The sequence below is a fragment of the Acidovorax sp. sif0632 genome (assembly GCF_019218805.1).
Classification (GTDB): Bacteria; Pseudomonadota; Gammaproteobacteria; order Burkholderiales; family Burkholderiaceae_C; genus Acidovorax; species Acidovorax facilis.
The window spans coordinates 336,481-360,018 of the sequence record NZ_JAHUWW010000001.1 but is presented as its reverse complement, the minus strand read 5'-3'; the positions used below and the strand labels follow the sequence as shown (position 1 = coordinate 360,018).

Below are 23,538 nucleotides of genomic sequence, written 5' to 3'. Positions count from 1 at the left end.
TCCGTGCCAAAAAAGCTTGAAATCCGCAGGTCTACCGATCAGGCCAGGGCCAGATCCGTGTCCATGAGCACCTTGCTGCCGGCACGGGCCGTGCGCATCAGCGTGGCGGTTTCGGGGAACAGCTTGGCAAAGTAGAAGCGCGCCGTCTGCAGCTTGGCGCCATAGAACGGGTCGGTGTTGCCAGCGGCGATCTCGCGCAGGGCGACCTGGGCCATGCGGGCGAACAGGTAGCCGAACACCAGGTGGCCGGCCACGCGCAGGTAGTCCACGGCGGCAGCGCCCACTTCGTCCGGGTTCTGCATGCCCTTGAAGCCGATCTCGGTGGTGAACTTGGTCATCTGGTCACCCAGCATGGCCACCGGGTTGATGAACTCGGCCATCTTCTCGTTCACGCCTTCTTCTTCCACCAGCTTGCCGATCAGCTTGCCCAGCTTCTTGAGCGTGGCGCCGTTGTTGCCCAGGATCTTGCGGCCCAACAGGTCCAGCGACTGGATGGTGTTGGTGCCTTCGTAGATCATGTTGATGCGGTTGTCGCGCACGTACTGCTCCATGCCCCATTCCTTGATGAAGCCGTGGCCGCCGAAGACCTGCATGCAGGCGTTGGTGGAGATGTGGCCGTTGTCGGTGATGAAGGCCTTCACGATGGGGGTGAGCAGCGCCACCATCTCTTCGGATTCGGCACGCACCTTTTCATCGGGGTGGCTGTGCACCTTGTCCAGCAGCAGCGTGCAGAAGATCTGCAGCGCGCGGCCGCCTTCGGCGTAGGCCTTGGCGGTGAGCAGCATCTTGCGCACGTCGGGGTGCACGATGATGGGATCGGCGTCCTTGTCCTTGGCCTTCACGCCCGAGAGGCTGCGCATCTGGATGCGGTCCTTGGCGTAAGCCAGCGCATTCTGGTAAGCCACTTCGGTCAGGCCCAGCGACTGGTTGCCCACGCCCAGGCGGGCGGCGTTCATCATCACGAACATGGCAGCCAGGCCCTTGTTGGGCTGGCCCACCATGGTGCCGATGGCGCCGTCGATGGCGATCTGCGCGGTGGCGTTGCCGTGGATGCCCATCTTGTGCTCCAGGCCCGTGCAGAAGATGGGGTTGCGCTCGCCCAGCGAGCCGTCGGCCTTCACATTGAACTTGGGAACCACGAACAGGCTGATGCCCTTGCTGCCCTTGGGCGCATCGGGCAGGCGGGCCAGCACCAGGTGCACGATGTTGGCGGTCATGTCGTGCTCGCCGGCGCTGATGAAGATCTTGTTGCCGGTGATCTTGTAGGTTCCGTCGGCCTGCGGCTCGGCCTTGGTGCGCAGCAGGCCCAGGTCGGTGCCGCAGTGGGGTTCAGTCAGGCACATGGTGCCGGTCCACTCACCGCTGGTCAGCTTGGGCAGGTACAGGGCCTTTTGCTCTTCGGTGCCGTGGGCGTGCAGGGCTTCGTACGCGCCGTGCGACAGGCCGGGGTACATGGTCCAGGCCTGGTTGGCCGAGTTCATCATCTCGTACAGGCACTGGTTCAGCACGAAGGGCAGGCCCTGGCCGCCGTAGGCAGGGTCGCACGACAGTGCCGCCCAGCCACCTTCGACGTACTTGGCGTAGGCATCCTTGAAGCCCGTGGGGGTCTTCACTTCGTGGGTGGCCTTGTTGAGCACGCAGCCTTCGGTGTCGCCGCTGATGTTCAACGGGAAGGTCACTTCGGCAGTGAACTTGCCGGCTTCTTCGAGCACCGCATTGATGGTGTCCACATCCACCTCGGCGTGGGGCGGCATGGCCTTGAATTCATCGCTGACCTTGAGCACTTCGTGCATGACGAATTGCATGTCGCGCAGGGGCGGCGTGTACATAGGCATGGGGTTTACTCCTTGGAGGTGGTGGTTTGGTTGGAAACTTTGCGGCGCTTGGCAGCAGCAGCGGGGGCGGCTTCTGCGGTGGCGCCAGGTTTTGCGGCGCTGTAACGCGCCAGGATGTTGTGAAAGCCCTGCACCGCCCGGGCCATGGAGCCCGGGGTTTGCAGGAACCGCGCCTCGTAGTGCAGCGCGAGGATGAGGCCGTGGATCTCGAACAGCATCTGCTCGGCATTGGTGTCCGCGCGCAGCTCGCCCAGGCCCTTGCACTGCTCGATGGCGCGGCGCATGGCGGCGTGCCAGGTCAGCACCGAGCTGGCCAGCGCGTCGCGCACGGGGCCGGTGCGGTCATCAAATTCGACCGCACCGCTGATGTAGATGCAGCCCGAATCGATTTCGATGGAAGTGCGCTTCATCCAGTTGTCGAACATGGCGCTGAGCCGGGCCAGGCCACGCGGCGCGGACATGGCGGGGTAGAACACTTCCTGCTCGAAACGCGTGTGGTATTCACGAACCACGGAGATCTGCAGCTCTTCGCGAGAGCCAAAATGGGCAAACACGCCCGACTTGCTCATGCCCGTTACGTCGGCCAACGCCCCAATGGACAGGCCTTCCAGCCCGATGTGCGTGGCCAGGCCCAGCGCTGCCTCGACGATGGCCGCCTTGGTTTGCTGGCCTTTTTGCAGGGCGCGGCCGGTACCGCTGCGAGCGCGCGGGATGCGGGTGACCTGGCTGGATGAAGAGGTGGCGGACATGCGGGCAAATAAAAACGAACGTTCGTTCTATTCTGCAGCAAATTCTCCGCCCGACCAAAACCCCCGGAAAAAATAGGGAGGCCCACCCAAACCATTCGTTGCGGCGGTGCCACCCTCTGCCCCACCCCACCCCATCGCTTCCGCCCCCGCCACAGGGCTGCCCACGGCAGGCGGCACCCAGGCGGTGGTATCAGAGAATCAGCGCCAGGCTGGCTTCCAGATGTTCCGACGGCATGCGCTTGAAACCCGAGCGCGCGTAGCGTTGCAGGCGCCCCACGGCAAACGCCGTGAGCACGCTGGCTGCGACCTGGGCATCCACAGTGGGTGTGGCAGAGCCCGCCACCGCAGGGCGCAGGCACTGGCGCAGGGTGGATTCGATGCGGTCAAAAAACTGGTTCATGCGCTGCTGCAGGCGCTCGTGCTCAAACACCAGGGCATCGCCCACCATCACGCGCACCATGCCGGGGTTGCGCTCGCCAAACTGCAGCAGCAACGCCACGATGCGCGCAGCCTGGCGCGTGCCCACTTCGGCAGACTGGTCCGGATCGGGTACATCGCGGCCGGTAATCTGCTGGACCAGGGTGAACACGGTCTGCTCGATAAAGTCGATCAACCCTTCGAACATCTGCGCCTTGCTGGCGAAGTGGCGGTACAACGCGGCCTCGCTGACTGAAAGACGCGCCGCCAACGCGGCGGTGGTGATGCGCTCTGCCCCGGGTTGCTCGAGCATGGCCGCCAGCGCTTGCAGGATCTGTACGCGCCGCTCACCCGGCTTGGGCCGTTTGCGCGCAGCCGGAGTTTCGCCCCCGTCGTCGGTACAGGCTGGCTCGGGGAGGGGCGAAAGTTCAGACATGCAGGGACAAGGGCTGGGGTAAGGCCATGCGGCCAAGGGCACCCTGCGCCGGGTTCACATGCCAGGTGAGCATGCACCGGCCTGCGGCAGGGCGTAAATCATGTGTGGAAATGATTCTCGCACAGGCCCTGGGGCGGCCCCATGGGCACGGGCGAGAGCAGCTGCCACTACGCCGATTTACAGCGGAAACACCACAGTCACCAGCAGGCCGTGCCCCAGCGGGCCGGTGCCCAGCGTGAGGGCAGCGCGATGCACGCGCGCAATTTCGTCGGCAATGGCCAGCCCAAGCCCCGTGCCCTCGCCCACCGTACCGGGCACCCGGTAAAAACGCTGCATGACGCGCCCTCGCTCGGCATCGGGCACGCCAGGCCCATCGTCTTCCACCTCGATGAACACACGTGGCGGCCCTGCGCGCCCTTGGCGCATGCCACAGCGTATGGTCACAATGCCGCCCGCCGGGGTGTACTTGATGGCGTTGTCCACCAGGTTGGACAACAACTCGCGCAGCAGCCAGCCATGGCCGGTGACATGCACGGGCTGGACTTCCAGCCCCAGGTCCAGCCCTTTGCCGGTGGCTGGGTCGAGAAAGGTCTCCAGCAGGGTTTCGCACAGGTCCTTGAGGTCTACGCGCTGGGGCGGCTGCGCGTCCAGGCTGCGCGCATCGGCGCGCGACAGTGCCAGCAGCTGGTGGGCAAGCTGCGAAGTGCGGCGCGTGGCATTGCGCAGCTTCTCGATCTGGTCAACTCCTAAAACAATAGCACCTTTCGCTTGCCCATCGTGCGCTAGCGGCAATTTTCCCTCAAGATTTGACAAGGACACCCGGGGTGGTGCCGCGGCCTTGGCCATCATGGCCCAGGCTTCGACCTGTGCCTGCAGGCCCGCCAGCGGGGTGCGCAGCTGGTGCGCCGCATCGGCCACAAAGCGGCGCTGCCCTTCCGCCTGCGCATTGACCAGTGCAAACAGGCGGTTGAGCGAGTGCACGAGCGGGCGCACCTCGGCGGGCGACGAGGCTTCGTCGATAGGGCTCAGGTCACGCGGCGAACGGTGCTCCACCGCTTCGGCCAAGTCCACCAGCGGTTTGAAGGCCCGGCCCACAGCCCAGTGGATGGCCAGCGCGGCGGCGGCCACCAGCACCAGGTTGGGCAGCAGCACCCGCAGCAGGAGCTGCTGCGCCCATTGCTGGCGCGGGTCAGACCCGTCGGCCAGCGCCACCACCAGTTCGCCAGCCCCGGTGCGACCACGCTGCACCGCCACCCTATAGGTCACCCCGCCAAACTCAACGCTGTGGAATTCGGGCGCATGGGTGGTGGGCACGGCACTGTGCACCCAGTCGTCGCCCAGCAACAGACGTCCAGAGATGTCGCGCACGCTGTAACCCGCAAACCCGGTGTTCTGGCGCAGAAAGTCTTCGACCGGAGGCGCCAGCAGCAGCAAGGGCGGCTCGTGGTCACGGATGGAGGGGGCCAGCACCGAATCTGCCAGAGCGGGCAACAGCCGCAGCAGGCGCTGGTCGTGCCGCCCGGCGGCCTCGTCGGCCGAGCGGTAGTCGAGCCACACGCCCACCAGAGCCAGCGCGCACAAAGGCAGCACCAGCAAGATCAGCAGCCGATTGCGCAGGTCGGAGGTCATGGCACGCAGGCCGGGCCGTGGGGAAGGGATGGCTCGGTCCGGCGGCGTCATCATGATCCTTACCGACGGCTTCAGCCAGGCCGGTTGCGCTCAGGCGGCCTGGAGTTCAAGCCGATAGCCGAACCCACGGATCGAACGCAGCGCCACGCCATGCGGCTCCAGTTTGCCGCGCAGCCGGGAGACGTAGACCTCCACCGCGTTGGGCGTGATCTCCTTGTCCCAACCCGTCAGAGCCTGCAGAAGCTTGTCCTTGCTGGCAGGCTTGGGGGCATTGATGAGCAGGTACTCCAGCACAGTCCATTCACGCGGACCGAGCTCAATGACCTGCTCCCCGTCCCCGGTACGGATGCTGGCGCGACGGCCTGCCGTGTCCAGCTCCAGCGGACCAAAACTCAACACCGCTGTGGTCGCGGCCTGCGATCGGCGCAGCAGGGCGCGCAGGCGTGCCAGCAGTTCAGGCAACTCGAAGGGCTTGACCATGTAGTCGTCGGCCCCGAGGTCCAGCCCCTGCACGCGATCGTGCAGTGCATCGCGCGCGGTGAGGATCAGCACCGGCAGGGCGGGGCTTGCCATATCAGGGCGGCGCAGGCGGCGGGTGAGTTCCAGCCCGTCCATAGCCGGCAGGCCGATATCGATGATGGCCGCGTCGAACGACTCGGTGCGCAGCACCTCTTCGGCGCGCTCACCGCTTCCGACCCAATCCACGGCGTACCCCGCGTCGGTCAACCCCAGCTTGATGCCGCTGGCAACCATCACATCGTCTTCGACCAGCAAGAGTCGCATATCAACCCACTTGTTCACTGTGCATAGCAGCATGCCCGATAGGCTGGCGCAGCCTCATCCGGCGGCCGCCGCGCAAGGACAGCCAATACCGTGTGCTGGCGCTGGCGACGTCACCCACCCCGCGAAGCGAGAGAAGGGAGAAGGCGAGAAGCGACTCAGAGGGATGGACCATTTCAATGGCTACGAATCATGGTCCCGTAGGCCTGGTCGGTCAGGATTTCGAGCAGCATGGCGTGCGGCACACGCCCATCAATGATGTGCACTGCGTTCACGCCGGCCTTGGCAGCATCCAGCGCTCCCGCAATCTTCGGCAGCATGCCGCCAGAGATGGTGCCGTCGGCAAACAGCGCGTCGATCTCGCGGGCCGTCAGGTCGGTGAGCAGATTGCCCGCCTTGTCCAGCACGCCGGGCGTGTTGGTCAGCAGCATGAGCTTTTCCGCTTGCAGCACCGTGGCCAGCTTGCTGGCCACCACGTCGGCGTTGATGTTGTAGCTCTCGTTGTTCTCACCAAAGCCGATGGGGCTGATGACGGGGATGAAGGCGTCGTCCTGCAGCGCCTTGACCACACTCGGATCGATGGAGACGATGTCTCCCACCTGCCCCACATCGTGCTCGATGGACGGGTTCTTGTTGTCCACCATCTTGAGCTTCTGCGCACGGATCATGCCGCCGTCGCGCCCCGTCAGGCCCACAGCCTTGCCGCCGGCCTGGTTGATCAGGCCCACGATGTCCTGCTGCACCTCGCCGGCCAGCACCCACTCGACCACTTCCATGGTCTCAGCATCGGTCACGCGCATGCCCTGGATGAACTCGCCCTTCTTGCCCAGGCGGTTCAGCGCCGTCTCAATCTGAGGCCCGCCGCCGTGCACGACCACGGGGTTCATGCCCACGAGCTTGAGCAGCACCACGTCCTCGGCAAAGTCGGCCTGCAGCGCGGGGTCGGTCATGGCGTTGCCGCCATATTTGATGACCATGGTCTTGCCATGGAACTTGCGGATGTAAGGCAGCGCCTGGGCCAGGATTTCAGCCTTGTCGCGCGGGGCAATCGAAAGAAGGTCGGTCATGGAGGCGGGCCATCCAGAGAAAACGGTGAGGCGCAAATTGTGCCGCATTCGCGCGGCGCGCTGGGTTTGCCAGCGCACCCGCCGTCAGTGGCGCAACCAGTTGGGTACCTTGAAACGCACAATGGCCAGGTAGGCCATCACATAGCTGATGACGAACAGGCCGCAAAACGCCATCAGCAGTGGGGTATTGCTCCAGAACAGTACCGCAGGCACCACCGTCAGCAAGGTGAAGCCCCACAGGTAGGGGGATGTGCGGTTATTGCGCATCAACACCCTGCGCGATTCATCGTCATGGAAGACACCCCGAACAATGCGACGGTAAATCAATTGGTGGAAGTGCAGCGCATCGGCCACGCCGGGGGAAACGCCCCGTACGGTCTTGCGGTAAATCGAGAAGATCGTTTCCCAGACGGGGTAGATCAACAAAAGCATGGGGAACCAAGGCGAAACATCGGCGTTGCGCTGCACCAGGGAAATGCTGGCCAGGGCAATCACGCCGCCCCATACGTAGGCACCGCCATCCCCCGCGAACAACATGCCGCGCGGGTAGTTCCAGACCAGAAACCCGCCCGTCGCCGCCGCCGTGGACACCAACAGCGCAGCCAGCGCACGGTCCCCCACCTGGAGGGCCACATGGGCCAGCGCAAGACAGACGATCAGAGCCACCATGCCCGCCAGGCCGTTGTAGCCATCAATAATGTTGAACGCATGGGGAAGTCCCGCAACCGCCAGAACAACCACCGCAACGCCCAGCCACGGAGCAGCGGCCAGCAAAGAATCCAGCCAGGGCCACCCCATGCGCGGCAAGGTCAGATCCAGCAGGATCACCGCCAGAGCGCCGGATGCGCCGGTCAGGCTCAATCGGTAACGCACGGACAGGCGCTGGGTCATGTCTTCCGCGATGCCGCCCAGCGCGGCGGGCAGCAAGGCCACCAGCCAGCCCCCCACCCAAGCTCCGAGCTTCAGCGAGCCGGGATCACCCCAATGGGTAGATTGAAGAACACCAAGGCCCCAACTGCACCCAATGCCCAGAAGCAGTGCGGCGCCCCCCAAGCGGGGAACGTCCCCCAGATGAAAGCGTTGGGGCATGCCGTTGCCGTACACGGAAGCGTGGCTGTGCATCCACCGCACGATGAACCCTGCCGCCAACGCTGCAACGATGAATGCCACCACAGATAACCAGATCATGAGCGGCCGATGGTACCCGCACTCGGTCCCTGCACCTGTAAGAAAGCGCTATCCACGCAGCCCCATCCCAGCGGACTGGGGCTGTTGGCATGCTCCAAGGACGCCATGTGGGGAGAACCTGGCAGGACGCCACCACGAAGGTCCGAGCCTGAATCAGGCCGGCCCCTCGACAACTCCGAGGGGGCCATGGAGGGGTTCATGCGGTCAGAACCCGGGGCCACTACCGAAGCGATCCACGGTAAAAACGCATCACCTTTTCCACGTACTGCTGTGTTTCGGGATACGGAGGGATGCGCCGACCATACTTGATCACGGCACCTTCCCCGGCGTTGTACGCCGCCAGCGCCAGTTCCTTGTCTCCATCGAACATGCGCAGCAGATCGGCCAGGTAGCGGGTGCCAATCTGCGCATTCACTTTGGGTTCCATCGCGGCATGCTCTCCGTCTGACGAAGGGCGCGCTGCAACCCCATAACGCTCAGCCGTTGCCGGCATGACCTGCATCAGCCCCAACGCACCTTTGCGCGAAACGGCTTTCACATTGAAGGCCGACTCTGCTGCCGCGACGGCAATCACAAATGCAGGGTCCAGCGACTGCGCCACCGCCGCCGCTTCCAGGTGCTGCTTGACGTCGTCATAGCCCGGAAACTGCAGTGCAGAGGGGCTGCGATCCTTGCCCTTCACCACCGAGGCGGGAGGCACACGGCTGAGCCAGATCACACCCCGCGTAGCCGCCGAAGGAGGCACATTGCCGATGTGGGTTACGCCCTCCCCATCCACAAACTCCCACACCTGGTTCGCCCAGGAGGACGGCAACCATCCCCCAACCAGAAAAACCAAGAGCATGACACCACGCATGACCGTCCCAAGCGATGGGAGGTCGTGCTCATCAGACTCCTTCCAAAACAGACTCATGGTTCTCATTTGACCTCGCGCCCTTCGCGAAAGAAACTTTTCAGCCCAGCACCGACCTGTTGCAACCAGGAGGCCGCTGCCTCGGGCTCAGGCTCCGGCCATGCATCCCCCCGCCTTGAACGGATCAGCCTGGCGGGCATACCTGCAGCTACCATGCCCGCCGGGACATCCTGTCGCACCAGCGCCCCGGCTGCCACGACCGCGCCACGGCCAATCGTCACGCCCTCTAGAACAATCGCGCCAGCACCGATCCAGGCACCGTCTTCCACAACGATTCTTGCCCGGGTGATTCGGTTGCGAGCAATCACCACATCCCCCCCATCGATGGCATGGCCGGCGGACAGCAGCTTGGCATGGGGGCCAATCAGGACATCCTCACCAATCTCCAGGCCACCTTCACCCGACAGGTAGCCTCCCACATTGACAATAGTACGGGCTCCGATGCGGATACCCACGCAGGGATCTGCCACCACATCGCCCAGCACCAGCCGTGTCTGGGCATAGATACTGACCCCGTCGGACAGGCACAAGACATCGGAGCGCTGGCCGAAACGCATGACCGAGACGGACGGGTCGATCCGACATTCGGCGCCCATGCGATCCACACCTGCGTGTGACGCCGTGAAAGCAGGAATTCCCAGCAGCATGTCCGTCATGTTCACCGGCTGTGATGCGAGCCCATGAGCCTGCGCCAACGGCTGCGCCATGCGCGATCGTTCAGCTCCGCCGTCCTGGCCTGCAACGCTATTTGCGTGGTCGCAAGCTCAGACTCCACCAGTGTCTTTTCGGCCCGCAGCGAACCCACCTCTGTGCGCAACTCATTGATCTCTTGCTGGAGTTTCCCAATGAGGTCCTTGGCTTCCGCAAAGGCCTTCTGGTGCTCCAGCAACGAAGCTCGTTCGCGCTGGTGCAGCACCGTCAGTGCTTGCAACTCGTCGCGCAAGCTTTCCGCCATGCCCCGAGCCTCTTTCAGCTCCCACGTTGGGGCATCCACAGAAGGCGTGACCACCACCATCCACTGGTAGACGTCAAAGTCCTGCCACCCAGCCAACAACGCCTGGCGCTGGTCGCCCGACAGGGCGCTCCAGTAGCCGGCGAATTCGCTGCATTCAACGGGTACCCTGTTGGCTTCCCAGACCCGGGGAGCCCATCCGCAGTCCAGCAACATCTTCTCCATGCTGCGTTTGGTAAAGAAACGGACATGGGTCCTGTCCAGTTGGCCCTTGTCGGAATAGTCAAAGATGCCGCTTCGCATAGACGCCAGCACCCCGGCATAGGCGATGTTCGGAACGGAAATCAGTAGACAGCCCATGGGAGCGACAAACGCACTCAACCGCTGCAGCACATCTTCGGGCTTTCTGAGGTGTTCCAGCACATCACACGCCATCACCGTATCAAACTGCCGACCCTTGAGCGCATCCAGCCAGTCGGTGCTGTCCAGATTTCCAGGGATGACTTCCACGTCCAGTGTCTTGAGCACTTCCAGCGCCTCGGGGTCGTTTTCCACCACCGTGACGCGATAGCCCCGAGCCAGGAGAACACGGGTCATGGCGCCAGGGCCCGGCCCAAGCTCCAGAACCGAGCCGCCACCTGGTGGCACGCGGCGCAGCAACCGAGCAGCCCATTCCTCACCATCCGGGTCGAATGCGTAGTCGTATCGCTCAATATTGGTCATGCATTTCCCTCCGCCTTTGGCGCCGGTTCGGGCTGCCACATCTGATCCCACAATCCCCACTGCCACCATGCCCAAGGCCGGGCCAGAACATCCTGCTCCAGCCGCTGGATGACTCTATCGATCGCCTGCCTGGGATTTTCCGGCAATGGCTCGACGACAACCTCCAGATGGTCAGGGCGTCGGGAATAAGTCACAGCATGCAGCAACGGAACGCCCGTGGATTGCGCCAGACGCTCAATACCTGTGGGCAGACTCAGGTTGCCGCCCAGAAAAGGGTTACCACGCAAGCGGCCAAACTCAGGTCGCCATGCATCAGCCAGAATCACCCACGCTTGCCCCGCCCGCAGGCTTTCATGCACCGGGCGCAGCCCTTCACTCGTGGTGTGCCATTTTCCACCGGTCACCTCGGTATAGCCTTGAATTTTTCGCAGCAAAAAACGGCGCTGCGCAGCCTCAAGCTCCGGATTGTCCAAGACCGGCATGGTCAGAACATGGGTGGCGACACCCTCCCTCGCCAAAGCAACCGGGGCCGTCAGAAGCCGGTCATAGTGATTGAGAACCAGTATGAAGCCCTTGCCTTGGCGAGCCAGGCCTTTGGCAAACTCGGCACCTTGCAGATCAATGGTCGGCCCTCCGGAACGGCCCAGGCGGCTGAAGGCCATGGCATCCATCATCTCCTGCGCTAACATGTCCAAGTGGGCGCGAGCCCATTGCGCATGCTGCCCCCCCGTGGCTTGCGGGAAGACCCGGGCAAACAAGCTTTCGAGCCAGCGCAGCAGGTGCTCGCGCTCCGCCGCTGATTCCCGCCCTATCCGCCCGGCCAACCGCCAGGGCAGGGTCGTAGGCAGCCGGGCAATGAAAGGGAATAGCAGGTCCAGAGACCAGGCTCGCGTCATTCCACCAGCACCCATTCGTGTTCCAGCCAGGCAACACCAAACTCCCGGTGCTTCTGGTTCAGCACGGTAAAGGGCTGGATAAGTTCCGCCATGTCCAGCACCTGGATACCTGAATCATCCAGGACATAGACGCTCCAGAGGTATTCACCCGACAGGAGCGGCAAGCGTGGGAATCTGGCGCGAATGCGGTGGCTGCCAGTGCCCTGCAGCGGCTTACCCTCGGCACGAAACTGCGTGCTCGTGCCAAAAACGTTGTCCTTGTCCGGGCGAACAATTGCAAACAACACATGAAACGGCGCGTCAGCATAGGACTCGATCTCGATCTCTACCGACAGATCCTGAAACGAATCCACCTGCGCAGGGTTGATGCCGTCCCCCGTTTCGATCGTCAGGCCTGCGATTTTTACCAGCGGTGCTCCCGACGAAGACGCCGCTGCGGGCTGCGTCGCTTCATCCTTTTTTGCAGCCTCATGGGCCTCGACGCGCAGGTGGGCATACCTGCGTCGCTCATGGGATTCGTAGGCGGTCACCACGTCCTCGGTAGCTCCGATCGCCTGCACGCGACCGCCGTGTATCCATGCCGCCCGCTGACAGAGGCTTCGTACCTGATACAGGTTGTGGGAACAGAAAAGCACCGTGGCGCCTCGCTCACGAAGCTCCAGAATGCGATTGAGGCTCTTCTTCTGGAAATGCAGGTCGCCCACGGAGAGCGCCTCATCCACGATCAAAACATCCGGATCGATGGCCGTCGCAGCGGCAAAAGCGAGCCGCATGAACATGCCCGATGAGTAGGTCTTCACCGGCCGCTCCAGCGTCTCCTTGGTCAACTCCGAGAACGCAGTGGCACGGAAAATGAAGTCCTCCATGGCGGTGCCCTCCAGCCCATGCAACGCGGCCATGAAGCGGATGTTGTCGTAGCCGGACTCCTCCGGGTGAAACCCCGCACCAAGCTCCAGCAACGCGGCAACGCGGCCTTCTTGAAACACCTGCCCACGGGTGGGACGGATGGTGCCTGCCGCGATTTTCAGCAAGGTGCTTTTGCCCGCACCGTTTTCGCCGATGAGGCCAAACGTTTCGCCGGCCTGCACCTCAAAATCCACCCCAGTCAAAGCGACATGAATACGGTGGCGCTGCTTACGCGTCACCCACTCCCAAAGCCGGTCCTGCGGACGGCTGTAGACCATATAGGTCTTTTCAATGCCTTCAAAGCGGATCGTCATGGCTTTACAAGGCCTCGCCCAGTGCAGACTTCATTGAGCGGAAGAACCACCACCCCCCTCCACCCAGCAACAACACCCATACGGCCAAGGCCACGGGGGTTCCCGGCGGTACCGGCATATGCAATACAGTGCTCTGCACCATCAGGACCAGGCAAGCTACGGGGTTGAAAAGGAACCAGTTGTGGAATTTCTCCGGCACCTGGGACAGGGGGTATACGACAGGTGTCAGGTAGAACCAGAGCTGTAGCGCGAAGGCCACCATGGAGCCCACATCACGCCACAGAAAGTGGGCCATGCTCAGCAACAACGTAAGACCAAAGGTCAGCGCAATCTGGGCCAGCACCAGAATCGGTAGCCAAGCCAGTGACGCGTAAGGCCCCACACCCTGCACTACCGACAAGACAATCAACAGCGCATAGCCAATACCCAGAACGAGCAGGCTGCCGCCAACGGACACTGCGGGCAGTATCTCCGCAGGCATAGGCTGCTTGCGCAGAAAGTCCTCGTACGCCGCCAAAGACCCAACCCCCCGGCCAATGGCATCGGTAAAGGGCAGCCAGACTGCAAGCCCTGCCAGAAGGTGCAGCAAATAGCCATTGTTCACGTCCAGCCCGGGCACCCGCACCGCCAGCACCAAGCCAAAAAGAACATAGAAAATAGCCAGCGTGGCTACGGGCTGAACAAAAGCCCAGGCAAAACCCAATACCGAACCGGCATAGCGCGTCTTGAACTCGCGCACCATCCAGTACCGCCAAAGCACCCACAACTGGCGCGCATTGCGCGGCGCTGCCGATGAGACCCCAGTGGAATGGGAAACAGGGCGCGTCATGCTACCGTCCGCAGCCATTCGACCGATTTGGCCACCCCATCCTCGAAAGCCATCGTCGGCTTCCAGAACAGCTCGTTCCGGGCACGCTGAATGTCCAACACATTGACCGGTGGGTCAAAAGGACGCGCAGGGAATACACGCCGTTCTACGGCATGCCCCAACAACTGCTCCAGTGTGTGCACAATATCGTTGACGCTGTGCCCTGCACCACCGCCAATGTTGAATATCCGGGTCTCCCCCTCATGGCGTGCCGCTGCTGCGAACGCATATCCCACATCCGCAGCGTAAACAAAATCGCGCACCACGGACCCGTCCCCCCACACATCCAGCGGTTGCGCATTGAGCGCACGGTGTGCAAAAACGGCAATCACACCCTGGACTCCATGGGGCTGCTGCCACTCACCGTAGGGATTGCTCAAGCGCAGAATCCGGCATGGCAGGCCATGCTGTGCCTCTTCGATGCGTAAGTGGTGCTCAATCGCCAGTTTGGTGGCGCCGTAGGCCCCCATGGGCATGGTGGGGTGGGCCTCACACAAAGGCACATACTGCGGCCGCCCGTACACCGCCCCACCGGATGACGCAAACAGCAACCTCGGGCGCGCGGCCTTTTTGCGCAATTCCTGAAGAAGGCGCAAGGTTCCCACCAGATTGGTCTGGACATCCTGGATGGGGTCCTCACTGGCCGTGGCCGGCACCGTGGAGGAAGCGAGGTGAACAATCACGTCTGCCCCCCCCACCACATCCCACCAGGAGGGCAGGTCAAAACAATCTGCCTGCACCTCTCCTGCCAGCCAGGGAGCACTACCCGCAGCCGACAATGACCGGTCTACCGACCACACCTCTGCGCCCTCCGACGCCATGGCACGCCCAATATGGCGCCCCAGAAACCCAGCACCTCCCAGAATCGCGCAACGCATCAGGAAGCCTCCACTTGCTGCTGGGTGCGCGCGTGCAGCAGGGCAGCTTCAAAGTCCTTCGCAACCATGTCCCAAGTCTGCGCCCGCGCAAACTTTTCGGCCCGTGCGCTCAAAGCATGGCGCCGTTCATCGTTCTGCAACAAGTCACAGACGGCATCCGCCAACCCCTCGGGAGAAGACTCCGCCAGAGCGGCCACGTCTTCATTGAGCAGCCATTCCACGTTGGGCCCCCGATTCGAAACCACAGCACAACCCGAAGCCATCAACTCCAGGGGCAACAGCGATGCATTCGTGAGCGACAGAACCAGCGCCACATCGCACTGGCTGTAGAGATCCGGCAGATCATCGAGCGCCACGGTTCCACACCCCAAGTGTGGAAACGGAATGTGATAGCCAGCCGTGTCCCAGCCTGCCAGTACGAACTGGACGTCGGGCATCCGCTCCCACACTGCATTCAGCACCAGAAGTCCTAACTCAAACGCCCTGCGGGGCGTGGGGGGACGCGCGTAGAAGAACACCCGGCGAATTTCCGGCTCCCTGCGCGGCAAGCGCCGGTAACGCTCTAGTTCCACACCAAAACCTATAGCGTGGGTGGTCATGCCATATTCATTCGCCAACTTGCTGGCCAGCCAGCCGCCCGCCGTGATGCCGAAAAATCCAAAGCTGTAAGTATTCTGTGCCAGGACCGACTCCGACCCGACGGGGTAAAAATGCGGCTCGTAGTCCTGTACAAAGTAGAGCTTGTGCTTCGCGCCCGTAAAGGCGCGTACGGTGTAGGCAGTGTCCCATCCCGTAGCAATGGAGAATTCGCACGGCGGCAGATCTTCAAGACCCAACAACACCTGCGCCTGAAGCGGAAAGAAGTGCTTCCGAATGGCCTCGCGGGCCTCCTGCGCATCGTGGTGCATGACGGGCTTGCCGATCACGATACTGGAGGTGTAGCCCATCTGCTCCAGATGCCAGATGGTGCGGAAGATGTTCAGATGGCCACCGGACCCGACATTGAAGTCAGGAATGAACCACAGCAAGGTGCCCGGCTTGGCCTCACCCGACTGGGCAGGCAAGACATAAGGCAGGGCAAAGTCGTAGTGTCGAAAGACATCCACATACCTCCCTGGGCCTTGGCGCAGGCGACGCACCACAGCACGCAGGGCGGCAAAAACACCTTCCTTGCGCGCCATTTCTTTCACACGCCAGATCTTCTTGGACAGATTCAACGCCATGGTCAGACAGCTCCCGCACGCTGCAATTGCTCATCGCGCGACACCGAGCGCAGCAGCCAAGCGGGCAAACGGTCATGGTGCGTGCCCAGGTATTGCCCCGAAACCCTCGCCATTTCAATGAAGCCCATGTAAATCCCATTTTTACAAAGGCGCCAGCCCTGCAGCCCCCCGCTGCGCAACCAGCCAAGATCCCGCTTAGCCAAGTACAGACCAGACTTCAAAGCCTGCGCCAAGCTGTCCTGAATGCGATAGCCAAAGTAGAGATGGAATGAGCGTGCTTCGTCAAAATTGCGCTGCAACGTCTCCCACACACCGAAATCGTGCGAATGGTAGACCACCGCATCTGGCACAAAGGCCTTCGCGTGCCCCGCCTCAATGGCGCGCAGCGCCCATGTCTGGTCCTCTGCAAATGCCACTTCTGGCAAAGGCAGTTGCTCCCACACCGAGCGGCGAATGCATGAATTGTTGCTGGAGAAAAAGTGCAGCCACTGGCGATAACCAGGATCTCTGGCAAACCGGGCGGGGTCTTCAAGGCGAACCACAGACAGCTTGTCACCAAAGCCGGCAAAATGCTGATTCAGCTCACAGTGCGTAACATGCCGCGCTTGGGGATGGGCTCGATGAGGACCAAAAGCTCCCGCCACACCTGGTTCAGCGTCGCAGCCCTGCACCATGTTGTACAGCCATTTGGGGCTCGCAGGTCGCGCATCTTGCGTGATAAATACCAGAAACTGCCCCCTTGCCATGGAAGCCAGTAGATTGCGTGTACGCCCGTGGCCGAACTCTGCCGCAGGAATAGTCTCTACGCGAACGCCACGCTGCCGGGCGCATTCCACAGAATCGTCGGATGATCCGGAGTCCACCACAATAACCTCGAATGGCCACGGCGCTTGCTGCGACAGCACGGCATCCAGCACTTCACCCAGCAAGGGCCCTCCGTTCTTGACGGGGATCAACACGGAGGCGCGCATTTCAGTCATGGGCAGTCAGCATGGAGCTCAGTTGGTGGGAAAGCGCCATGCGCCTTGTGGTCACATTGCGCATTTTGGTTTAACCACCATGGCAATCCGCAAAACCTGCCATTGTACTGCGCCGCCCTAAAACAGCACCCTGACCTCTTGCCTCGACCAAGCTCAAGCTACTTGGCCATCGTCTGCTTCAAGAACATCGCCCTGATGGCTGCGTTGTCCAGCTCCACCCCATACTTCGCAAACAAGTCGCTACGGACTTTCTTAGCCCCTTCCTGGCGGCAGTAAGCTACCGAACGGGCGGGCACAGACAACGCCACCTCTTCCCACGCCAACTGACGGCCTTCACGCTTCTCATTGACCTTGAAGAGATAGGCAAAGTTACCTTCACGCAATGGCCCCACCATTTCGCCTTGCTTTGCTGTAGCCAAAACACGGAGCACGCTGGCTTCTTCGTCAAAAAGCGTAATCCATCCCAAATCACCCTGAGGATCCAGCTTGTAGACAGCCTCTGCCTGCTTGGTCAGGTCATCAAACGACTTCTTGCCTGCAGCAACATCGCCAGCCTCCTTCATCAGCCAGGCAGCAGCCGACTCACCCTCGACGGTTTCAGATGCCGGCAGAATGACGCGACTCAGCCTGGCCATGGGCGGCACCCGGAAAGCCTGAGGGTTATCGTTGAAGTATTGACGCGATGCCTTCTCGTCGGCTGGAGGCGTACAGGCTGGAGCGAGCTTTGCGTACACAGCTTGCGCATAAATATCATCGAACCGCTGCGCCTCCCGCCCTTCTTCATGTGGGACCCCTACCTGCTTACCCTCCAGGGAGAACACCCGCACCGCAGCCATTTCCCGCAACACGGTTTGCACGCCCCAAGCACTGCGACTGGTAGGGCGAAGGTCAACGCGCTTCTCCAAATAAGCCGAAAGATCAGCCTGGCTGATCGTTTCACCATTGGAGAAACGAACCAACGTATCTGACGCATTCGCCAAAGAGGCAGTTGCGACAGCGGCGCACATGATCAGACTGCGAACCCAGCCCAGATTGCACAGAGTAGATGTCATAGAAATTTCTGCAAAAAACAAACTCACAAGCGTTCAGCGGCGCGATCCCAAAGAGAGCCATAGATCACGTCCACTACTGCATCGACGGAATTGAGCACCACAATATCCTGCTCACCATCGCCATCGACATCGATGAGTTGCAAGCCCGTAGAGAACCCGCTAGTCTTTATCCAACGGGTTTCCAGCACTTTGGCATCGGCATCGAGGCGCTGCAGATAGAGCTTTCCGTCATCAGCCCATGCCACCAAATCGTCAGACAGGGGCGCAACGGCGACGCTGCCGGTCAGAGGTGACTGTATGTATTGGAGTTCCCCGGTTTGCATGTTGATACGGGCATTGCGCGCACCCGTTTCCAGAGCCACATACAGCCATTGCCCCGAAGGAGAAGGCCGCGCGTGGCGCGCCACAGCGCCAAAAGTAGCCAGCACACGGGGAGCAGCAAGGAGGTCAACGTCGGAAACCGCGACCACCTTGCGATCATCCAGACACGCTACGGCAATTCCGCCACCGGCCGTGCCCGGAACTTTGCTCACTTGAACAGGATGCCAAGGCGCCTCACACCAACGCACACTCTTGGGCGCAGCCGCTTGCGCCACACCCTCCTGCCAATCTATCCACGCAACATTCTTGCCACTGTAGGGTGTTGCCAGCATTTTGTATCGACCTTGCGAGGCAGTCACGAGAATGACATCCCGCGGAGCAAAACCTACAGGCGCCTGATGCACCCGTACCAAGCGGTCGCCCTCAACCCTGAAGATATCGAGACTGCCCGTGGCCTCCACGGCAGCAGCCACCAGCGTGTCTGACAGCCAGATAGCGGAGTCTGGATGGTAAGCCACAGACTGGCGATCCAGTTGGCGTGCCGTGCGCCTATTGATCTGCTGCAGAACGACGCGGCCTTCTTCGTGCTCAACATACACGAAGCGGCATTCGCCCTTGGCAAAACAACGTACTTCGCCGCCCCAAACCATGTGCGCTTCAATGGCAATTCGATCCGAAGCCTTTTGATCCGTCGGTGCCTTGGCAGAAGGCGCCCCCCCCTTCACAGCAACGGGGGGCGCCTGACAACCCAGCAAAACCGAAATTCCTAGCACAGCAAGCAGTCGGAAAGGAGCGGAGGAAGACAATTTCATAAAGACCCCAAAACATGCAAAAAAAATGGCGCCCAAAGGCGCCATTTTTTGAAGCAGCCCGTAGGGCTACCATTTTTTCTGACTTAGCACAGCAGCTGGTGCTGCGCTCATCGAGAAAATTAGTTGTGCGTGCCAAGGATGGACTGCACAGCACCGAAGGCAGGCATGCTGATCACGCTGTACGTGAACACAGAACCACCCAGGGAGAAGAACGACGAACCGTCAGCACCTGGGAAATCATCAGGCTGCTTAGCCATTGGCGACCACTCGATGAAACCGTCGGCGAAGTTGGCTGGACGGCCAGGGATCGTTTCAGGGTTGAAGAACGACAGTTCAGCTTCCGCCAGAGCGAAGTTCACCGACTTACGGTTTTGAGCTGCGTCGAACATGTTGACCGTGTGGGTACCACGGTGGTCACCAGTCGACCACACCACGATACGCGTTTCCAGACCGGCGTTCAGGGTGTTGTCCACAGCGTAGCGCATTGCAAAGGAAGGCGTAGCCGAAGCAACGCCGCCCGTCACGGTACGAGCGCCAGCGACTGCCAGCAGGCTGGTTGCGCCCAGGGTCGTCAGATCAGAGCCAGTAGCCAGGGTCAGAGGACCATCGATCACAGGAACGTAAGCAACGTCTTGTGCGGTGGTGGTCACTTGGAACGCGCTGGCGCCGATAGCACCGTTGACGGCGACACCTGCGGTGGCATTTGCCACGTTACATGCGGTAGCTGCGGTGGTGCTGGCAGTGTTTGCACCCACAGCGAACACCAAGTAGCCACGGGTACCAGCCAGGCCTTGACCGGCTTGCTGCGACCAGACGAAGGGCTCGAAGTCCTTGTTGGTCATGGGGAAGCAACCGTCGGTGACGTGGTTGGAGTTCGCATCAAAGAACGTCCAGAACACAGGCACAACGTTGCCGGTGTTGTTGACCAGACCCACTGCAGTGGTGTCGGTATCGCCGTTGTGGATCACGTTAGGAACCACGAAACCATTGCTGTACGTACCCACGGTGTACGCCTGCGCCACACCAGCACTCAGCGCAGCGGCTGCAACGGCTGCCATTGCAAATTTTTTCATCTTCTCAGTCCTTAGATAATTGAAGGAAGCTTTCCCACCCTGTGCGGGATCTGCAACCCATCCGTACTCCGTTTGGGTTGATGCAATCTTATACTGATACCTTTGATTTTTTCAACCTATTTCCACCAGAAACCCAACACACCCTTGTTTGTTGCACTCAAACAACGAAGTATCACTGGGCTGTTGGAAACATGACACTGCGCCGCTGCACATGGTGCCACACACCGTCAATGCGGCGCCATTCGTCTTCGGTCGCAGCCTCTTGCTTTTTCAAGCGCAGCAACGGCAAAGAGTAGCGCATCCACACATTGACAGTCGCGCGGTCGCCCTCAATGGCGCGCACCCCACGCACCTCCACCGCATCGAATGTAATGCCTCCACGCTTGAGATAGCCCTCCAGGGTGGCGCTCGGATCCTTGGACATTTCCTCATAGGCCCAGGCACTCACGCGGTCGTTTTTCTGAATGAGCGCCCAGTACGCCGTCGACCGGGCCAGAAGTGCAGCTTGGTCATCTTCGGCCGACACCACTGCACCCCCAGCGGTAGCGCAGCCCACCAGCACTGCCAGTACCGCAGGCGCTGCCAAGGTCGTGACGAGATGACGACGGGTAACAGGTTTTGTCATGTAAAGAATCTCCTGATTGACTATCTATATATGGGATACGCCACGCTGGCTAGGGCCATAGCAGCCAGGCGCAGTCAGCGCGAAGGTTGCAACTGGGCATCTGGGGGGCGGAAACTCATGGGTTGGGCCTGCAAGGACAAGGAGCGCATGCGTTCGCGCATCTCCGCACTGGCCGAACGCAATTGGTCATCGTCCTCCAGGGCGCGGGGCGTCATTAGCACCAGCAGCTCCGTGCGTCTACGCTGGTTTGACGTATTTGAGAATAGGGCCCCCAACACCGGGACGTCTGCAAGCCCCGGCAAACCGGCACGGCTGTTGGTGTCATTTTCACGGATCAACCCACCCAGAACGATGGACTCGCCGGAACGCACTGCGACACGCGTTTGTATTTGCCGGGTCTGAAAGGACCGCTGACTCGTCACAACGTCCCTGTCACCCACATCGGTGACTTGCTGAGAGATATCCATGGAGATCAACCCCCCCGCATTGACGGATGGCGTGACTGAGAGCATCACACCAGTATCTTTGTAGGTAATGGACTGAGTGATAAAGCTACTGCCAGTAGCAGCCGAAGTTGAACTCAGAATGGGCTGTTGGTCTCCGACTTGAATGGTCGCGGTGTGGTTGTTCAGCACCAGGAGCGACGGACTGGATAACAACCGGACCTGATTTTTTGAGGCAACGGCGTTCAGCGCGGCGCGAACCACGTTCGCCTTGGTAATGGTGTACGAAAAGCCAGGCACTTTAGGGCCTATCCCGCTGATTTCGCTGTTGAGATCCAACAGTGCCCCACCTTGGCGGTCCCTGCTAAGACCGTTCTGCAGGAACCACTCCACACCATATTCAAGGTTGCCCGTGAGGCTCACCTCCACGATGCTGGCCTCGATCAACACCTGCATCGGAGCCTTGTCCAGTTCGCGCAGAGCCTGCTCGATACGGCGGTATTCGGTGCGCGGAGCACGGATCAGCAGCGCATTGCGCTTTTCGTCCGCAACCACACGCACGTTGCCATCCAATTGACTCGTTGACGTAAGGGATGTGTTGTTCGAAGAAGTTCTGTTTCCGCCAGCACCCAGCGCTGCGTTCATAGGACTACTGCCAGTGCCAGTGCCGGAACTACTGCTATTGCCATAGAGGCCGCTGGAACTGCCCGTATTGCCAGTGCTGCCCGTACCCAGACCGGAGCCCCCCGCCCCCCGTGAGAACTGCGTGGGCGCCGAGCCCGCCGCGACGCCACCCGAGCCGGCTTGCCCGGACTGCCCACCAAAAAGGCCATTGAGCATTTCCGCCAGCTGCAATGCCGAGCCGTTTTGCACCGGATACACGAACAGGCTGGCCTCCAGCGTATCGGTGGGACGGTCCAGGCGACGGATCCAGGTTTCCACTTGGGCCAACAAATGACTGCGCGGCGTGACCACCACCAGGGCATTCAGACGCTCAACGGGAAAGACGCGAATCAAGCCACCCAAAGGGGTCGCCATCTGGGCGCCGGCACCGCTGGCACCACCACTTGCGGCCGCACCACCTGCAGCAGCACCCGACGTGCTAGGCGCCCCCCCCGCAGGTGCGGCACCAGCCCCCCCATAGGGATCGGAGGATTTGTCGGAGCCTAGCATCGCCTGCAGAGCATCCCGTACCACGTTGACGTTGGCGTTTTCCAACACGAACACACCCAGCGACATGCCAGAGAGAAAGTCCACGTCAAACGCTTCTACCATTTCCAGCCAACCACCCAACTGGGCCTTGCTGCCCTGCAGCACCAGCAGGTTGCGCAGGGAGTCCACGTAGACGATGGCCTCACGGGGTGCGATAGGCGCCAGAATCTTGGCCATCTCGGCCGCTGCTATGTGGTTCAAGGGAACGATAACCGTCCCGGCACCTGACAGATCCTTGAATTTGGACGCCCCTACCACCGGGCGCGCGCCTACGGTAACGGTACGCTTGGTCACGTGATAGACCCCCGCGTTGTCGCGGACGATGGCCAAGTCGTGGGGCAACAGCACCGCATCCAGCACATCCAGCACCTGACTGCGCAGCAGCGGCTGGCGCGTATGCAGGCTCACCACCGTTTCGCCACCTGCGTCGATGGTGTAGTTGAGCTTGAGCAGGTCACCTAGCAACGCTGTAGCCAAGTTGCTGACAGTGACATTCTCGAAATTGAGCGCCACCTTGTCGCCCTTGGCAAGCACGGGATCGATTGCAGGCGCCTTGTCGCGCTTGAAAAACTGGTCGTTGCCGGGATATAGCTTGGTGCTGGAAGAAGCATTCTTTTGCGCCTGCTCCTTGGGCGCTGACGCCGCCGGTGCAGGGCTTGGCGCCACTGGCGCAGCCGCAGCTGCAACAGGCTGCGATGGCCCCGGTGCTCCGCCAACTGCGACCTTGGAGTCCGCAACTCCGGACGCCGCAGGACCTCCCTGCGTGCTGGCACAGCCTGCCGCCAGCAATGCGAGCAAGAGGATGGATGGCCGAATATTCATAGAGATAGCTCCAATATTGGGGTACGCCGCTAGGGCTTATTGATTTGTTGCAGGCCTGCGCAGGCGGTCACCGATCGGTCCGGCTTTCACGGCCGCCGCACTTCCCGCTTCCAGCGGGCGCTCTACACGTTGGTCATCAGCTGACACAAAGAGAGCCTTGCGGCCATCAAAGGACTCAACTCGCCAGGGTTTGGTTTCCCCGGTGATCTTGAGGGTGCTGCCATCGGGGCGCTGCAAGATGGCCACACGCTCCTTGCCAGACTCAAATACTGCAGTGAGGCGCGCCTGCAGCAACTCCGTGACCAAACTGGTCTTTTTTTCTTCCACCGCCACCGGGCGCCGCGATGCCCACAACAAGGGGCGCTCCACTGCCTGCTTTGCCCGGACCTTGATCACAGGGGGCATGGGCTCAACCTTTGGAAGA

General features: G+C 61.4%; 22 protein-coding genes. All 22 read right to left on the bottom strand.

All coding sequences use genetic code 11. From position 1 onward, the window contains the following. Window positions 1–38: 38 nt before the first annotated feature. Window positions 39–1,835: an acyl-CoA dehydrogenase C-terminal domain-containing protein gene (locus tag KW832_RS01635; protein ID WP_218298868.1), complete on the bottom strand. Its 1,797-nt coding sequence runs from the start codon at window positions 1,833–1,835 to the stop codon at window positions 39–41. Window positions 1,836–1,840: 5 nt separating this feature from the next. Further along, window positions 1,841–2,584, bottom strand: coding sequence for a TetR/AcrR family transcriptional regulator (locus KW832_RS01630; protein ID WP_055400968.1), 744 nt, complete (start codon window positions 2,582–2,584; stop codon window positions 1,841–1,843). Between the two features lie 190 nt (window positions 2,585–2,774). Further along, a complete protein-coding gene (slmA, locus tag KW832_RS01625; RefSeq protein WP_218298869.1) occupies window positions 2,775–3,437 on the bottom strand; it encodes a nucleoid occlusion factor SlmA in 663 nt (220 codons plus the stop codon). Between the two features lie 177 nt (window positions 3,438–3,614). Next, the gene (locus tag KW832_RS01620; RefSeq protein ID WP_121422250.1) at window positions 3,615–5,066 is read right to left on the bottom strand and encodes a sensor histidine kinase; all 1,452 of its coding nucleotides are present in this window, start codon (window positions 5,064–5,066) and stop codon (window positions 3,615–3,617) included. Between the two features lie 90 nt (window positions 5,067–5,156). Continuing rightward, on the bottom strand, window positions 5,157–5,849 hold the full coding sequence (locus KW832_RS01615) for a response regulator transcription factor (RefSeq protein ID WP_055396780.1): 693 nt from the start codon (window positions 5,847–5,849) through the stop codon (window positions 5,157–5,159). Between the two features lie 173 nt (window positions 5,850–6,022). Beyond that, window positions 6,023–6,913 carry an acetylglutamate kinase gene (gene argB / locus KW832_RS01610; RefSeq protein WP_055396782.1) on the bottom strand — a complete coding sequence of 297 codons (891 nt, stop codon included), beginning with the start codon at window positions 6,911–6,913 and terminating at the stop codon, window positions 6,023–6,025. A gap of 84 nt (window positions 6,914–6,997) precedes the next feature. Then, entirely contained in the window at window positions 6,998–8,101 is a 1,104-nt protein-coding gene (locus tag KW832_RS01605) for a glycosyltransferase family 4 protein (protein ID WP_029413975.1), read from the bottom strand. Between the two features lie 220 nt (window positions 8,102–8,321). After that, window positions 8,322–8,945 carry a lytic transglycosylase domain-containing protein gene (locus tag KW832_RS01600; protein ID WP_255577460.1) on the bottom strand — a complete coding sequence of 208 codons (624 nt, stop codon included), beginning with the start codon at window positions 8,943–8,945 and terminating at the stop codon, window positions 8,322–8,324. 74 nt (window positions 8,946–9,019) lie between these two features. Further along, window positions 9,020–9,670, bottom strand: a complete 651-nt coding sequence (locus KW832_RS01595; protein WP_255577459.1) for a DapH/DapD/GlmU-related protein — start codon at window positions 9,668–9,670, stop codon at window positions 9,020–9,022. 2 nt (window positions 9,671–9,672) lie between these two features. After that, the gene (locus KW832_RS01590) at window positions 9,673–10,689 is read right to left on the bottom strand and encodes a bifunctional 2-polyprenyl-6-hydroxyphenol methylase/3-demethylubiquinol 3-O-methyltransferase UbiG (RefSeq protein ID WP_218298870.1); all 1,017 of its coding nucleotides are present in this window, start codon (window positions 10,687–10,689) and stop codon (window positions 9,673–9,675) included. Next, window positions 10,686–11,585, bottom strand: coding sequence for a lysophospholipid acyltransferase family protein (locus KW832_RS01585; protein WP_218298871.1), 900 nt, complete (start codon window positions 11,583–11,585; stop codon window positions 10,686–10,688). Before KW832_RS01585 ends, KW832_RS01590 begins: the two co-directional genes overlap by 4 nt. Next, window positions 11,582–12,805: an ABC transporter ATP-binding protein gene (locus tag KW832_RS01580; RefSeq protein ID WP_218298872.1), complete on the bottom strand. Its 1,224-nt coding sequence runs from the start codon at window positions 12,803–12,805 to the stop codon at window positions 11,582–11,584. Before KW832_RS01580 ends, KW832_RS01585 begins: the two co-directional genes overlap by 4 nt. Window positions 12,806–12,809: 4 nt before the next feature. Next, window positions 12,810–13,634, bottom strand: a complete 825-nt coding sequence (locus KW832_RS01575) for an ABC transporter permease (protein ID WP_255577458.1) — start codon at window positions 13,632–13,634, stop codon at window positions 12,810–12,812. Next, on the bottom strand, window positions 13,631–14,551 hold the full coding sequence (locus KW832_RS01570; protein WP_218298873.1) for an NAD-dependent epimerase/dehydratase family protein: 921 nt from the start codon (window positions 14,549–14,551) through the stop codon (window positions 13,631–13,633). The genes KW832_RS01575 and KW832_RS01570 overlap by 4 nt, the downstream gene beginning before the upstream one ends. Further along, window positions 14,551–15,774, bottom strand: coding sequence for a glycosyltransferase family 4 protein (locus tag KW832_RS01565; RefSeq protein ID WP_218298874.1), 1,224 nt, complete (start codon window positions 15,772–15,774; stop codon window positions 14,551–14,553). The genes KW832_RS01570 and KW832_RS01565 overlap by 1 nt, the downstream gene beginning before the upstream one ends. A 2-nt stretch (window positions 15,775–15,776) precedes the next feature. After that, entirely contained in the window at window positions 15,777–16,754 is a 978-nt protein-coding gene (locus KW832_RS01560; protein ID WP_218298875.1) for a glycosyltransferase family 2 protein, read from the bottom strand. A 158-nt stretch (window positions 16,755–16,912) separates the two neighbouring features. Continuing rightward, complete coding sequence (locus tag KW832_RS01555; protein ID WP_255484819.1) at window positions 16,913–17,806, bottom strand: peptidyl-prolyl cis-trans isomerase; 894 nt, start codon at window positions 17,804–17,806, stop codon at window positions 16,913–16,915. 23 nt (window positions 17,807–17,829) lie between these two features. Beyond that, window positions 17,830–18,939 carry a VCBS repeat-containing protein gene (locus KW832_RS01550; protein WP_218298876.1) on the bottom strand — a complete coding sequence of 370 codons (1,110 nt, stop codon included), beginning with the start codon at window positions 18,937–18,939 and terminating at the stop codon, window positions 17,830–17,832. A gap of 119 nt (window positions 18,940–19,058) precedes the next feature. Then, complete coding sequence (locus KW832_RS01545) at window positions 19,059–20,012, bottom strand: hypothetical protein (RefSeq protein ID WP_176888249.1); 954 nt, start codon at window positions 20,010–20,012, stop codon at window positions 19,059–19,061. A 172-nt stretch (window positions 20,013–20,184) separates the two neighbouring features. Further along, entirely contained in the window at window positions 20,185–20,637 is a 453-nt protein-coding gene (locus KW832_RS01540; RefSeq protein WP_218298877.1) for a hypothetical protein, read from the bottom strand. A gap of 74 nt (window positions 20,638–20,711) precedes the next feature. After that, the gene (gene gspD, locus KW832_RS01535; RefSeq protein ID WP_218298878.1) at window positions 20,712–23,114 is read right to left on the bottom strand and encodes a type II secretion system secretin GspD; all 2,403 of its coding nucleotides are present in this window, start codon (window positions 23,112–23,114) and stop codon (window positions 20,712–20,714) included. Window positions 23,115–23,150: 36 nt separating this feature from the next. Next, the gene (locus KW832_RS01530; protein WP_255577456.1) at window positions 23,151–23,519 is read right to left on the bottom strand and encodes a hypothetical protein; all 369 of its coding nucleotides are present in this window, start codon (window positions 23,517–23,519) and stop codon (window positions 23,151–23,153) included. Window positions 23,520–23,538: the final 19 nt, after the last annotated feature.